Source organism: Pseudomonas sp. FSO-7 (assembly GCF_059579345.1).
In genome coordinates, this window is record NZ_CM184193.1 from 6,586,866 (window position 1) to 6,598,904 (window position 12,039).

Sequence of the window (12,039 nt, forward strand, 5' to 3'; positions counted from 1 at the left end):
AATAAACGGTGGAATCACGCCAAATGCACGCTCACCCCGGAACCGTGGCGATCCTCGTTTATGAAGGCCTGTGCGTATTCGAGTTTGGCATCGCCCTGGAGATCTTCGGCCTGCCGCGTCCGGAACTGGATATACCGTGGTACGGCCATCAAATCGTCGCCGTCGATCCAGGACCGATGCAGGCGCTGGGCGGCCTTCGGATAGCCGTCGACGCGGGGCTCGAAGCCCTGGACAGCGCGCGAACCATCATCATCCCCGGCTGGCGCAGCCACCACGAACCGCCTCCCGAAGCGCTGTTACAAGCACTGCGCCGCGCCCACGCCCGCGGCGCACGCCTGCTGTCGATCTGCTCGGGGGTGTTTGCCCTGGCCGCTACCGGTCTGCTCGACGGCAAGACCGCGACCACCCATTGGCAATTCTGCGCGGAACTGGCCGAGCGATTCCCGCTGATCAAGGTTGACCCGAATGTGCTGTATGTCGACTCCGGGCCATTGATCACCTCAGCCGGCAGCGCGGCGGGCATCGACGCCTGCCTGCACCTGATTGCCCGGGACTTCGGCACGCACATCGCCAACTCAGTGGCTCGTCGCCTGGTCATGGCACCGCAACGGAGCGGTGGCCAGGCACAATTCATCGTCGCGCCCGTGAGCAAGTCGCCACGCAACGAACTGACCCGCGTCCTGCAGTGGCTTCGCGAGCATCTGGATCAGCCCCTGAGCGTCGGCGACATGGCCGCCCGCGTCGCCATGAGCGAGCGCACCTTCCTGCGGCGCTTCGTCGAGACCACCGGCCTGCCGCCCAAGACCTGGCTGCAACAGGAACGCCTGAACCGGGCCCGGGCCCTGCTGGAAAGTACCGACCAGAGCACGGCCGGCATCGCCCAGGCCTGCGGCTATCGGTCGGTAGAGAGTTTTCGGGCCGCGTTCCGGAACGCTATCGGTTTGCCGCCCACCGCCTATCGCGAAAGATTCGGCGGCGGTGCGGTCCCTCCACAACAGGCCTGGGGTTAATCCAGCAACCGATGCAACTTGGCGTACTGCAACAGCATGATGGTCTTGCCGTCGCAAATCTCCCCGGTCTCGATCATGCCCAAGGCGTGGTCGAGGGACAGCTCCAGCACTTCGATCTCTTCGCCCTCGGCTTCAAGGCCACCGCCTTCGTGCAGTCTGTCTTCGTCGAAATACTCGCCGACGAAAAAATGCACCCGCTCAGTCACCGAGCCCGGGCTCATGAAGGCTTCAAACACCTTGCGCACGTCTTGGATGATATAGCCGGTTTCCTCCTGGGTTTCCTTGCGGATGCAGGTGTGCGGGTCGTCGTTATCCAACAGGCCGGCGCAGGTTTCTATCAACAGGTCATCGTGGCCGTTGACGAAGGCCGGGAAGCGGAATTGCCGGGTCAACACCACCGTTTGCTTGGCCTTGCTGTACAGCAGGATGGTGGCGCCGTTGCCCCGGTCATAGGTCTCGCGCGTCAGTTCGCGCCATTGGCCGTTGCGGCCGAGGTAGTCATAGGTGGTCTTGCGCAGCACGTACCAATCGTCCGAGAGGACTTCGACGTGCTTGATGCGTACGCGATCCTTGATGCTGATTGCCTGTGTCATTTGCCACTCCGTTCGAGGCCAAAGGTCCCATTAAACCCTATTGCGGCGATACCGGAACGCGTGGCAATGCTCGTTTGTGGGCCGTCTTGAGGTAGGCGCGTTCGATGATCTGTCGCGCCTGGGGCGACACCTCTTCGCCCATCAGGTACGCATCGATTTCCTCGTAGCTGCAGCCATACGCCACTTCATCCAACTTGCCGGGCGCCAGGTCTTCCAAATCCGCGGTCGGCGCCTTGCGCACCAGGTACGCGGGGGCGCCCATCGCGTCGGCCAACCCTCTCACCTGGGTCTTCGTCAACCCGGACAGCGGTGCCAGGTCGCACGCGCCGTCACCGAACTTGGTGAAAAACCCCATCACCGCCTCTGCCCCATGATCGGTGCCGACCACCAACCCGTTGCTCAGATTGGCAATGGCGTACTGCGCCAGCATCCGCGCCCGGGCCTTGGCGTTGCCTTTGGCAAAGTCGGTGAGCTCGGCCGAAGGCTGCAAGCCATCGATGGCGATACTGCCCATCAGCCCGTCGACACACGCGGCGATGTTGCTGGTGGTGATCGCGTCCGGCCGGATGAAGTCCAGGGAAGCCTGGGCGTCTTGCTCATCGGCCTGGGCCTTGTACGGCAGCCGGACTGCGATAAATCGCGCCGCGTAGTCTTCCCCCCGCAGTTGCTCCACCGCCAACTGGCAGAGGCGGCCGGCGGTGAGCGAATCGACGCCGCCACTGATCCCCAGGACCAGGGACTGGCAACCCGACTCGCGCACGATCTGCTTGATGAATTCGACGCGGCGGGCAATCTCGGTGGCTACGCCAGCCTGGGTGAGTTGGCGGTCGATGCCCAGTTCCCGGGCAATGCGGTCTTGCGCAAGCAAAGTCATATCAGGCTCCCAATTGTGGATTGATCAGGGCGACGTTGAACACTTGGGCGGCGTACCGCAGAAACGAGGCATCCTCGCAGACGTTCTTGATCGGGTCGTCGGAGAACTTCACCACCGGCTCGCCGTGGACCCGCACCAGTTTCATGACGATGCTCAGCGGTTCGACACCGTCCACATCGCAGGCCAGGCTGGTGCCCATGCCAAAACCGAATTTGGCCTTGCCGCGAACATGACGCAGGATCGGCAGGCACTTCTCGAAATTGAGACCATCGGAGAACATCAGGTCCTTGGTCCGCGGATCGATGCCCAGTTCCTGGTAACGCCCCAGCACCTTGTCGGCCCAGACAATCGGGTCACCGGAATCCTGGCGCAGGCCGTCATAGAGCTTGGCAAAGTACAGGTCGAAATCCTTGAGGAAAAAGTCGGTGCTGATGCAGTCCGTCAGGGCGATACCGAGGCGGCCGCGATACTCGCGCACCCAGTTTTCCAACGCCGCGTTCTGGCTCTCGCGCAAGCGCCCGAGTTGCTGGTGCACCATCAGCCATTGGTGAGCCATTGTGCCGATCAACGGGAGATCGAATTCGTAAGCCAAGTGCGCGTTACTGGTGCCGACAAAGACCCCAGGAAAATCGCTGCGCATCACATTCACCACTTCACGCTGGGCCCTGAACGACAGCCGCCGCCGGGTGGAGAAGTCTGAAACGCGAAACTCGGCGAGTTCTTCACGACTGGCATTTTTCTCCAGCCATTCGAACTTCTGGTACAGCTTGCGGGTGACGTCGGCCAACTCGACTTCGGGGTATTTCTCGCGGTTGCGCAGTTCGCTGACCATCGCCAATACCGGCTGCTCGAACATGATGCAGTGCAGCATCGGCCCACGGACGCGGATGTGCAGTTGGCCGTCGACTTCCGAAACGTGTATGTAGCGCAAATTGAAGCGAAACAGGCCGAGAAACTGTTCGAAGTCCGGTGTCAGGTACTCACGGAAACGCTTGTTGAACAGAAACCGCTGCTCCCCCTCGCGCAGTTGCAACCCGGCGAGCTTCTCCAGCTCGACACGAATGTCCGGGATCAGGTGACCGAGCCGCTCCTTGGAACGCACGATGAACTGGTATTCCACCTCGACATTCGGATGCTGGTGCAAGACCGCCTGCATCATGGTGAAGGTGTAGTAGTCGGTATCCAGAAGACTCTGGATGGTGCCGCTGTTTGAATCGAATGCACTGTCCATGTCTCTTCCTTATGCGTTTGCCAGGCGGATGGTTTCTTCGCGAGTCGCGGCAACCGAGACGCCCGCTTGCCGCATGTCGTGAATGGATTGGACGGCCCCCTCCTCACTGATGGCCCGACAGGCCGGGAGGTGAATGATCACCTTGAAGCCAGCGGCGGCCAGTTGCAGCGCGGTGGTCTTGACACAGAAACCCAGCGCCAGCCCGCCCACAATGACCTGCTCCACACCCAGGCTTTTGAGGTACTCGATCACCCCAGTGGACAGCTTGCCGTGCAGGTCGTGGTAGCAGGCGCCGTACGGGTGCAAATCCGGCTCGACACCCTTCCAGACGAAATAGTCGTAGTCGTAAGGGGTCGGCAATTGATCCAGCAAGGCGAAACCTTCAGTCCCAGGAACGCAGTGGCTGACCCAGGTGATGTCAGCGTGTTCGAGCCCGGTCGGCACGAACATCTGTGCGTGATCGGAAACCACCCACGGAGCCAGGGGCGTATGGGCGTCCTTGCTGCCGATACGGAGGCTGGCCAGGGACGCGATGAAATTCAGCTCGCCAGCAATCTGGTCACCGCCCGGCACCGGAAGCTCATCGGGGCATAGCGGCGTGAAGCTCTTTTGCGCATCGACATCGAAGGAAGCGGTTTTCCGGGTCAGGCTGTTCATGCTGGGTTTCTCCTCTTTCATGGCCACGAGAGTACACAAGGTGTACTTTCATAACAAGCTACTCACAGAAAATATTTTTGTTGAGTCTTTTTAAAAGCAATAGCTATGGCTACGCACAAAGCAGGTTTTCATCAAAAAGATTTTGCTGTTAGAGTACATGTCATGTACCAAACAAGGATAAGCCATGTTCGAGATAGCCCTTTATGGCGGCGCCTTCAATCCCCCGCACGCCGGTCACGCCCAGGTGATGATCGAGGCCTCACGCCAGGCCAGACGCGTATTGGTGGTCCCCAGCTTGCGGCATCCCCACGGCAAGCAAATGGTCGACTATGAGGTGCGCCTGAACTGGCTGGAATCGATCGTCGAGAAGGTTCAGCCGCTGTGCTGCGCCGAAGTGCGGGCAAGCCGGGTGGAGCAGGTCGTGGCCCGTGGTGTCGAAGGCGCCATCTACAGCTACACCCTGCTCACCCACCTCGCCGACAGCCTGGCCCTGGACGGCAAGCGGATCGCGTTGGTGGTGGGCCAGGATGTCGCGGATCAGTTGCCGACTTTCTATCGCGGGCAAGAATTGCTGGAGCGTTTTTCCATCCTTTGCGTGGAGGAAAAGATCCACGTGCGCAGTACGGGGGTTCGCGAACGACTGGCCTTGGGCAAGCCGCTTCCCAGCGACTGGATGGCACCCGGCATGAACCCGTTAAACTATGACCTTTACGCTACCCACGGAAATCGACATGCCCACTAGCACAGCCCCCGCCCGCGGTTATCTGCACACTATCGACCTCTGTGTGCTGCGCTTCTGCCGGGAGACCCAGGCGTTGGAAATCCTCCTGAACCGACGGGAAGCCGAGCCGTTCGCCGGCCATTGGGCGCTGCCCGGGATCGTGGTCAATGGTGGCGTCGAAGACCTCACGCTGAATGACGCCGTGGAGCGCCTGCGCAATTCAAACAAGGTCGGCATGCCGCTGGCCTGGATCGAACAGGTCGGCACCGTCGGCGACGCGTTCCGCGATCCACGCTGCTGGTCATCCTCGACGTTCTACCTGGCGATTGTCAGCGATGCGGTCCAGCTCGCCGAACACCAGGGATTTTTCCCCCTCAAGGACGTCGCTGACGCCTCGATCAAACTCCCTTTCGACCACAACAGCCTGGTGGCGGCGGTCCAGGAGCGGTTGCTATCCAAAGCCCTCTACAGCAGCCTGCCGCTGATGTTCCTGGGCCCGGAATTCAGCGCGCCGGAAGCAGTGAGCATTTTCTCCGTGGTGCTCGATCGCCCGGTGCTCAAGACCAGCATGCGCCAGCGCTTGCTGAAGATGACCGAGGCGGGTTATTTGCAGGAAACCGGTCGCAAAAAAAACGGCGACGGCGGCCGTCCGCAACGCACGGTGGAAAATCTCAAACCGGGTAGCGTTTATCTGTTTGATCGGTGTTTTCTGGAGTAGCGCTTAGCGGGCAAGCGCAAATGCTGGCGCCATACCCGCCCGCGCAGCCATTTGCGCCGCAGTGATCTTACGGCGCTTACGAGCCAACTCGATCCGTTCGCCAAACTGGCGCAGGAGCCGCTCAGCTGAGGGCATGAGGGACGCTGTTTTTTTTAGGCATGTCAGTATTTTTTCAGATTCTTCGTTAATTTGAAAAAATACTTGCACACCGCTTTCCTTCAGAGCCGTCTGATATTCGAGCGAGGAAGGCCAGCAGCGACCTACTCGTTCACTCCAGTCCGGCAGTGAAGACCTTACCGGGGTTCATTAGCCCGGTCGGGTCCAGCGTGCGTTTGATGGCACGCATCAGCTCCATCTCCAGAGGATCCTTGAAGCGGACCGCCGCGCCGGGTTTGGCTTGTCCCAGCCCATGTTCAGCACTGATGCTGCCGTTGAAAGCACGGGTCATACGGTAGATGACTTGCATGATCGCGTGTTCGCGGGCCTTGAACGAAGCGTCCGCATCGCCGACCGGCTTGCTGATGTTGTAGTGCAGATTGCCGTCGCCCATGTGGCCATAGGAGACGATGCGCACGCCTGGGAAGTCCTGTTGCAGGGCTTTGTCGGTGCGTTCAATGAATTCCGGTATCCGGCTCACGGGCACGCTGATGTCGTGCTTGAGGCTCGGCCCCTCATGATTCTGCGCCTCGGAAATACCTTCGCGCAGTGCCCACAGCGCCGCAGCCTGTGCCTGGTTGCTGGCGAGTACCGCATCGGTAACCCAACCCTGCTCAAAAGCATGAGCCAGGCCGTTTTCAAGCAACAGCGTCAATGGCGCATCGGGCACCGTGTCACGTAGCTCGATCAACGCGTACCAGGGATGTTTGGTTTCCAGTGGATCACTGCAACCCGCCACATGGTCCAGGACAAAGTCCAAGCTCTGGCGCGACATCATCTCGAAGCCCGTCAGGCGGTCGGCGCACAGGCTGCGAACATGGCCGATCAAGTCCACCGCCGCTTGCGGCGAAGGCAGCGCCACCCAGGCTGTCGCCGTGCTGTGGGTCGCCGGATACAGTTTCAGCACCGCCGCCGTGATGATGCCCAGCGTGCCCTCCGAACCAATGAATAACTGCTTCAGGTCATAGCCGGTGTTGTCTTTACGCAAGCCCCGCAAGCCATTCCAGACGCGACCGTCAGGCAGCACCACTTCCAGGCCAAGGGTCAGCTCACGCATGTTGCCGTAGCGCAGCACCGCCGTGCCGCCGGCATTGGTCGCCAGGTTACCGCCCACCGTGCAGCTGCCCTGAGCCCCCAACGACAGCGGAAACAGGCGACCGGCCTGGCTGGCGGCGTCCTGTAGCTGCTGCAATATCACCCCGGCCTCGACCGTGATGGTTTCATTGGCCAGGTCGATCTCACGGATGCGCTTCATCCGGGTCAAGGACAGCACCACTTGGTTACCAGAGGAATCAGGGATCGAGCCGCCGCACAAACCGGTATTACCGCCCTGTGGCACCAAGGCAATCCCGGCCTCATGACAGAGCCGTACAACGTCGGCTACCTCTGCGGTGGTGGCCGGGCGTACCACCAGGGCAGCATGGCCCTGGTAGGCGTTACGCCAGTCTGTCAGATAGCCGCGCATCAGCTCGGGATCACGCACCACTCCTGACGGTCCGACCACCTGCGTGATGCGTTGGATGACTTCATGGCTCAACGCCGACATGCCTCTGTCCTCACATCGGTTACGGACGCTTTCCGAACTCAGCCTGGTTCGCCGTCCATCCCGCCACACGCTCGCTCAAGGACAGCCCGAGACCAGGCCGGGTGGGCACCAACATGCGTCCATCGCGGGTTTGCATACGTTCGTTGAACAACGGCTCCAGCCATTCGAAATGTTCCACCCAAGGCTCGCGGTTATAAGTAGCGGCCAGATGGATGTGCAGTTCCATGGCAAAGTGCGGCGCGATCATCAGCCCAGCCTGCTCGGCCAATGCCTGGACCCTGAGATAAGGGGTGATGCCACCGACACGGGGCGCGTCGGGCATCAGGTAATCGGCCGCGCGCAGCTTGATGAATTCCCAGTGCTCGGCAACGCTGGTGAGCATTTCACCGGTCGCGATCGGCGTATCGAATTGCTGGGCCAGCGCGGCATGACCTTCGGCGTCGTAGCAATCCAGCGGTTCCTCGATCCAGACCAGGTTGAGTGGTTCAAGGCGTCGGCACATGCGCTGCGCAGTGGGTCGGTCCCATTGCTGGTTGGCGTCGACCATCAAGGGGAAGTCATCTCCAAGGTGTTTGCGGATGGTGCTGACCCGGTGCAGATCCAGCGCCTGGTCAGGCTGGCCGACCTTGAGCTTGATCCCCCCGATACCCTTTTCTCGGGAGAGGTCGGTATTGATCATTAATTGTTCAAGCGGGGTGTGCAGGAAGCCACCCGACGTGTTGTAGCACTGGACAGAATCGCGATGGGCGCCAAGCAAGCGAGCCAGGGAAAGATTGGCCCGCTTGGCTTTCAAATCCCACAGGGCGACATCAAACGCACCGATCGCCTGGGTGGCCAGGCCGCTGCACCCCACCGAGGCACCCGCCCAGCAGAGCTTGTCCCACAGTTTGGAAATGTCGCTGGGGTTCTCGCCAATGAGGCTGGGAGCGACTTCCTGGGCGTGGGCAAATTGCCCGGGGCCACCGGCGCGCTTGGAATAGCTGAAACCCAGGCCACGGTGGCCGTCCCTGGTTTCGATTTCCACAAACAGAATGGCGATTTCGGTCATGGGCTTTTGCCGACCGGTCAGCACCTTGGCATCGCTGATGGGGTTGGCCAGTGGCAGGAAAACCGAGGCCACGCGCACCCAGGCAATGCGATCGTCATCGGCAGAAGGCAGTTGAGGTGTATCTTGCATGGCTATGCTCCGAACGTTTGGGTTCGGCTGCTGCAACACGGGTTCGTGTTACAGCAGCAATTGCAATGGGCTAGCTGCGCATCAATTCGATAGCAGCGCTTTTCCTGTTGCGAATGACCGTCACCAGATGCCAGGAGATGGAGGCGGCGGCCAAGATGAGAAAGCCCGCTGAGATGGGATTGGTCAGGAAGCCGACGAAGTTGCCATCGGACAGCATCAAGCCACGACGCAAGTTGGTTTCAGCCATCGGACCGAGGATGAAGCCGATGATGAACGGTGCGATCGGCAAACCGGCTTTGACGAACCCGTACCCCAGCAAGCCAAACAGCAACACCGCCCAGACGTCGAAGATCCGGCTGTTCAGGCCAAAGGCGCCGACCACACAGAGCACCAGGATAATCGGCAACAGAATGTGCTTGGGCACCGCCAGCAGTTTGATGAACATGCGCAGGCCGTAGAATTCGAGCACCAGCATCAGCACGGAAGCGAGGATCAGCGCGGCGAAAATCGTGTAGACCAGCGGTGCCTGGCTGATGAACAGCAGGGGCCCGGGCTGGATGCCGTGGATCATGAAACCGCCCAGCATCACCGCCGTGGTGGTATCGCCGGGAATGCCCAGCGTCAGCAGCGGAATCATCGCGCCACCGATGCCGGCATTGTTAGCGGTCTCGCTGGCGACCACGCCGTCGATCTTGCCTTTGCCGAATTCCTCAGGGGTTTTCGAGCGTTTCTTGGCCACGATGTAAGAGACGATGTTCGACGTACCGGCACCGATGCCGGGCAAGATGCCGATACCAAGGCCAATCAGGGATGAACGAGTGGCGTTGGGCAGTTGGCCGACAAATTCCTTCATTGAAAAGCCGAAACCTTTCACGCCTTTCATGCTGACGTGCTGTGGTTTGGCCCGGTGGCTCAAGCGCGCACTCTCAGCAAACTTCAGCACTTCGGCGACGGCGAACATACCGATCATGACCGTCAGCATGGCGAAGCCGCCATTGAGGCTCGGCAGGTCAAAGGTAAAGCGACGAATGGCCTCGACCGGGGCGATCCCCACCGTGGAGAAGGCAAAGCCCAGGGCCCCGGCAAACAAACCTTTGACCAGCGAGCCGGTGGACAGTGTGGCGATCAATGTCAGCGAGAAAATCGCGATGGAAAAGTATTCGTGTGGGCCGAAGCTCAGGGCCAGTTCCGCCAGGATCGGGGCGATGAACATCAGCGCGGCGATACTGAAAATCGTGCCGAGAAACGAGAACACCACGCCAATCCCAAGGGCCTTGACGCCATGGCCTTGTTTCATCAACGGCCAACCATCGAACGTCGTCGCGATGGAGGCCGGCGTTCCCGGTATGTTGAGCAATATCGCCGATATCAGCCCTCCCGAAGTGGCACCGACGAACAACGCTACCAGCAGCGCCAGGCCAGTACCGGGCCCCATCGAATAGGTCAGCGGCAAGCACAGCGCGATCGCCATGGTGGCCGAAAGCCCGGGCACCGCACCAAAAACGATCCCCACCGCAACGCCGAGGGTGATCACGATAAAGACGTAGGGTGTCAGTACGGCCGCGAAGCCTGTTTGCATGAGTTCAATCATGGCCGTCTCCTAGAAATCCAATAAACCGACAGGCAGGAGCAAGTCGAAGCCATGGCGAAAGATGTAGAAGATCAGCACAGCCGAGACGACCGCTATCAGCCCATACCGCAGGTGCTTGACCTTTTGATCCGCAGGGGTCAGTACGATGAACTGGGCATAGAGATAAAGCCCAGTCATGAGCAGAAAACCAACGGTCTCCATCAGCGCCGTGTAAAGCAGCACCAATGCCACGGATTTGATGACCGTTGGGTAATCGATCGCTTCGGTTTTTTCCGCGGGCTCGGCACTTTTGTCCGGCAGCTTTCGCCACGCCCACAATTGCAAGGCGCCCAACAGGCATAACGCGACGGCGAGCACCCAGGGCACAAACGCGGCATCGACCGTCCCGCGACGCGGCAGGTTCATGGTCAACACCAGATAAGCTACGCCGGCGCCGAGCATGGCCAGGCCGGCAATCAGCTCTTTTCTTTTATAGGAATCCATACAGGCTCCTCTTGCTGGGAAGGACTGGTTGTCGGGCGCTGGCCAGCGTGGCGCGCACCCGAGCCGTTACGCAAAATTATTTCGCTTTACGCATCTCGTCCTTGAACGCCAGGAAGCTGTCGCGGGTTTTGTTCAAGGTAGCGACGGCTTCTTCGGTGCCCTGGAAGCTGACCGGCTGCTTGAAGGACTTCTTCAGTTCCTCGGCATATTCCGGCTCTTCGGTGATTTTTTTCATGGTGTCGGCCATTTTCTTGACGATGGCCGGGTCCGTACCTTTCGGGAAGGCAACGACGTAAGGCTTGTCCAGGATCAGGTCCACGCCTTGTTCCTTGAAGGTCTTGACGTCGCCCAGCAGCGCGTTGCGCTCAGCGTTGGGCTGGCCCAGGGCGGTCATCTTGCCGCTGGAAATGTAATCCTGGACCGAGCCATAGCTGATGGCGCCGAGGTCGATGCGCTTGCCCAGCAAGGCAACGATTTTTTCGGACACCGTGCCGCTGTCGACCATTTTCAGTTTCACGCCGGCGAGCTTCTCGAACATCAGGCCCTGCAGATGAGAGAAGTTGCCCATCTCGGTGCCGTAGGTGATGGTGCCGGGCTTGGCCTTGGCTTTTTCAATCAGTTGGTCAAGGCTGTCGATGCCCGAGCTTTTCGCCGAGACGAACACCGCACCCTTGTCGATACCGGCGATGCAGGAGATATCAAACGCATCAAAGCGGTCCTCCGACAGTCCCGCGACCTCGTTGACGATCAACTGGCCGGTGTGAGTGAACAAGATGGTATTGCCATCCGGCGCCGCGCTCTTGACCGCATCGGCGGCAATCGTCCCGCCCCCACCGGCCATATTGGTCACCACCATGGATTTGCCGGTGAGCTTGGTGAAGTACTTGGCCATCATTCGTGCGTTGAAATCCGTGTCACCGCCGGCGTTGGCAATCACCACCACCTGCACCGGACGGCTGGGCCAATCGCTGGCGTCGGCGGCCATTGCCGTGCCAGCGGTCAAGCTCAGGAAGGAGGCGATCAAAGAGGCGCAGAGTGTTTTCTTCATTATTGTTCTCCGGGTGCAGCCATTCATTGTGGGATTGAAGCCGGGCAGGAAACGAACACGTCCGGCGCTAACGCCGGGCGAGACAGGCGAGGATGCTTGGACGCTGAGATTGGGGAGTTCGAATGCGCAGGTGACCTCCAGCGGGACTTTTCGGGAGGTAAAGGAGATAGTTGGCACGCAGTGATAACGCGTGGGGACGGTGAGCTGTCAATTCGCGGGGCGGCAAATGTATAA

At 60.2% G+C, this 12,039-nt stretch carries 13 protein-coding genes; 3 read left to right on the forward strand and 10 right to left on the reverse strand.

The window, feature by feature from the left end; genetic code table 11:
• Positions 1-23 precede the first annotated feature (23 nt).
• Positions 24-1,010, forward strand: a complete 987-nt coding sequence (ftrA, locus tag AC515T_RS28940) for a transcriptional regulator FtrA (RefSeq protein ID WP_496530936.1) — start codon at positions 24-26, stop codon at positions 1,008-1,010.
• On the opposite strand, the gene nudK is transcribed toward ftrA, so the two are convergent.
• Genes nudK through AC515T_RS28960 form a run of 4 tightly spaced genes read right to left on the reverse strand, consistent with a single transcriptional unit; the run spans position 1,007 to position 4,365 of the window.
• Complete coding sequence (nudK, locus tag AC515T_RS28945; RefSeq protein ID WP_496530937.1) at positions 1,007-1,603, reverse strand: GDP-mannose pyrophosphatase NudK; 597 nt, start codon at positions 1,601-1,603, stop codon at positions 1,007-1,009. The two genes, ftrA and nudK, sit on opposite strands and share 4 nt — an antisense overlap.
• Positions 1,604-1,640: 37 nt before the next feature.
• Complete coding sequence (nadE, locus tag AC515T_RS28950; RefSeq protein ID WP_496530938.1) at positions 1,641-2,477, reverse strand: NAD(+) synthase; 837 nt, start codon at positions 2,475-2,477, stop codon at positions 1,641-1,643.
• A 1-nt stretch (position 2,478) separates the two neighbouring features.
• A complete protein-coding gene (gene pncB / locus AC515T_RS28955) occupies positions 2,479-3,708 on the reverse strand; it encodes a nicotinate phosphoribosyltransferase (RefSeq protein ID WP_496530939.1) in 1,230 nt (409 codons plus the stop codon).
• A gap of 9 nt (positions 3,709-3,717) precedes the next feature.
• A complete protein-coding gene (locus AC515T_RS28960; protein ID WP_496530940.1) occupies positions 3,718-4,365 on the reverse strand; it encodes a nicotinamidase in 648 nt (215 codons plus the stop codon).
• Positions 4,366-4,549: 184 nt separating this feature from the next.
• Between AC515T_RS28960 and AC515T_RS28965 the strand changes: the two genes are divergently transcribed.
• Together AC515T_RS28965 and AC515T_RS28970 are read left to right on the forward strand one after the other, a co-directional pair.
• Entirely contained in the window at positions 4,550-5,107 is a 558-nt protein-coding gene (locus AC515T_RS28965) for an adenylyltransferase/cytidyltransferase family protein (protein ID WP_496530941.1), read from the forward strand.
• Entirely contained in the window at positions 5,097-5,804 is a 708-nt protein-coding gene (locus AC515T_RS28970; RefSeq protein WP_496530942.1) for an NUDIX hydrolase, read from the forward strand. Before AC515T_RS28965 ends, AC515T_RS28970 begins: the two co-directional genes overlap by 11 nt.
• A gap of 3 nt (positions 5,805-5,807) precedes the next feature.
• Here the strand turns inward: AC515T_RS28970 and AC515T_RS28975 are convergent, their stop codons facing one another.
• From AC515T_RS28975 to AC515T_RS29000, 6 genes are all read right to left on the reverse strand, one after another.
• Positions 5,808-6,011: a hypothetical protein gene (locus tag AC515T_RS28975; RefSeq protein ID WP_496530943.1), complete on the reverse strand. Its 204-nt coding sequence runs from the start codon at positions 6,009-6,011 to the stop codon at positions 5,808-5,810.
• Positions 6,012-6,072: 61 nt separating this feature from the next.
• Positions 6,073-7,506 (reverse strand): FAD-binding oxidoreductase, encoded by a 1,434-nt coding sequence (locus AC515T_RS28980; RefSeq protein WP_496530944.1) that lies wholly within the window; start codon positions 7,504-7,506, stop codon positions 6,073-6,075.
• A gap of 19 nt (positions 7,507-7,525) precedes the next feature.
• Positions 7,526-8,683 carry an L-talarate/galactarate dehydratase gene (locus tag AC515T_RS28985; RefSeq protein WP_496530945.1) on the reverse strand — a complete coding sequence of 386 codons (1,158 nt, stop codon included), beginning with the start codon at positions 8,681-8,683 and terminating at the stop codon, positions 7,526-7,528.
• Positions 8,684-8,753: 70 nt separating this feature from the next.
• Positions 8,754-10,274 carry a tripartite tricarboxylate transporter permease gene (locus AC515T_RS28990; RefSeq protein WP_496530946.1) on the reverse strand — a complete coding sequence of 507 codons (1,521 nt, stop codon included), beginning with the start codon at positions 10,272-10,274 and terminating at the stop codon, positions 8,754-8,756.
• A 9-nt stretch (positions 10,275-10,283) separates the two neighbouring features.
• The gene (locus AC515T_RS28995; RefSeq protein WP_496530947.1) at positions 10,284-10,757 is read right to left on the reverse strand and encodes a tripartite tricarboxylate transporter TctB family protein; all 474 of its coding nucleotides are present in this window, start codon (positions 10,755-10,757) and stop codon (positions 10,284-10,286) included.
• A gap of 76 nt (positions 10,758-10,833) precedes the next feature.
• Complete coding sequence (locus AC515T_RS29000) at positions 10,834-11,805, reverse strand: tripartite tricarboxylate transporter substrate binding protein (RefSeq protein ID WP_496530948.1); 972 nt, start codon at positions 11,803-11,805, stop codon at positions 10,834-10,836.
• Between the last annotated feature and the right edge of the window lie 234 nt (positions 11,806-12,039).

Bases quoted from the DNA above. Each gene is read 5' to 3' on its own strand.
- ftrA (WP_496530936.1), top strand. From the start codon at position 24: ATGCACGCTCACCCCGGAACCGTGGCGATCCTCGTTTATGAAGGCCTG.
- AC515T_RS28965 (WP_496530941.1), top strand. From the start codon at position 4,550: ATGTTCGAGATAGCCCTTTATGGCGGCGCCTTCAATCCCCCGCACGCC.
- AC515T_RS28985 (WP_496530945.1), bottom strand. From the start codon at position 8,683: ATGCAAGATACACCTCAACTGCCTTCTGCCGATGACGATCGCATTGCC.
- nudK (WP_496530937.1), bottom strand. From the start codon at position 1,603: ATGACACAGGCAATCAGCATCAAGGATCGCGTACGCATCAAGCACGTC.
- AC515T_RS28970 (WP_496530942.1), top strand. From the start codon at position 5,097: ATGCCCACTAGCACAGCCCCCGCCCGCGGTTATCTGCACACTATCGAC.
- AC515T_RS28980 (WP_496530944.1), bottom strand. From the start codon at position 7,506: ATGTCGGCGTTGAGCCATGAAGTCATCCAACGCATCACGCAGGTGGTC.
- pncB (WP_496530939.1), bottom strand. From the start codon at position 3,708: ATGGACAGTGCATTCGATTCAAACAGCGGCACCATCCAGAGTCTTCTG.
- AC515T_RS28960 (WP_496530940.1), bottom strand. From the start codon at position 4,365: ATGAACAGCCTGACCCGGAAAACCGCTTCCTTCGATGTCGATGCGCAA.
- AC515T_RS28995 (WP_496530947.1), bottom strand. From the start codon at position 10,757: ATGGATTCCTATAAAAGAAAAGAGCTGATTGCCGGCCTGGCCATGCTC.
- AC515T_RS28990 (WP_496530946.1), bottom strand. From the start codon at position 10,274: ATGATTGAACTCATGCAAACAGGCTTCGCGGCCGTACTGACACCCTAC.
- AC515T_RS29000 (WP_496530948.1), bottom strand. From the start codon at position 11,805: ATGAAGAAAACACTCTGCGCCTCTTTGATCGCCTCCTTCCTGAGCTTG.
- nadE (WP_496530938.1), bottom strand. From the start codon at position 2,477: ATGACTTTGCTTGCGCAAGACCGCATTGCCCGGGAACTGGGCATCGAC.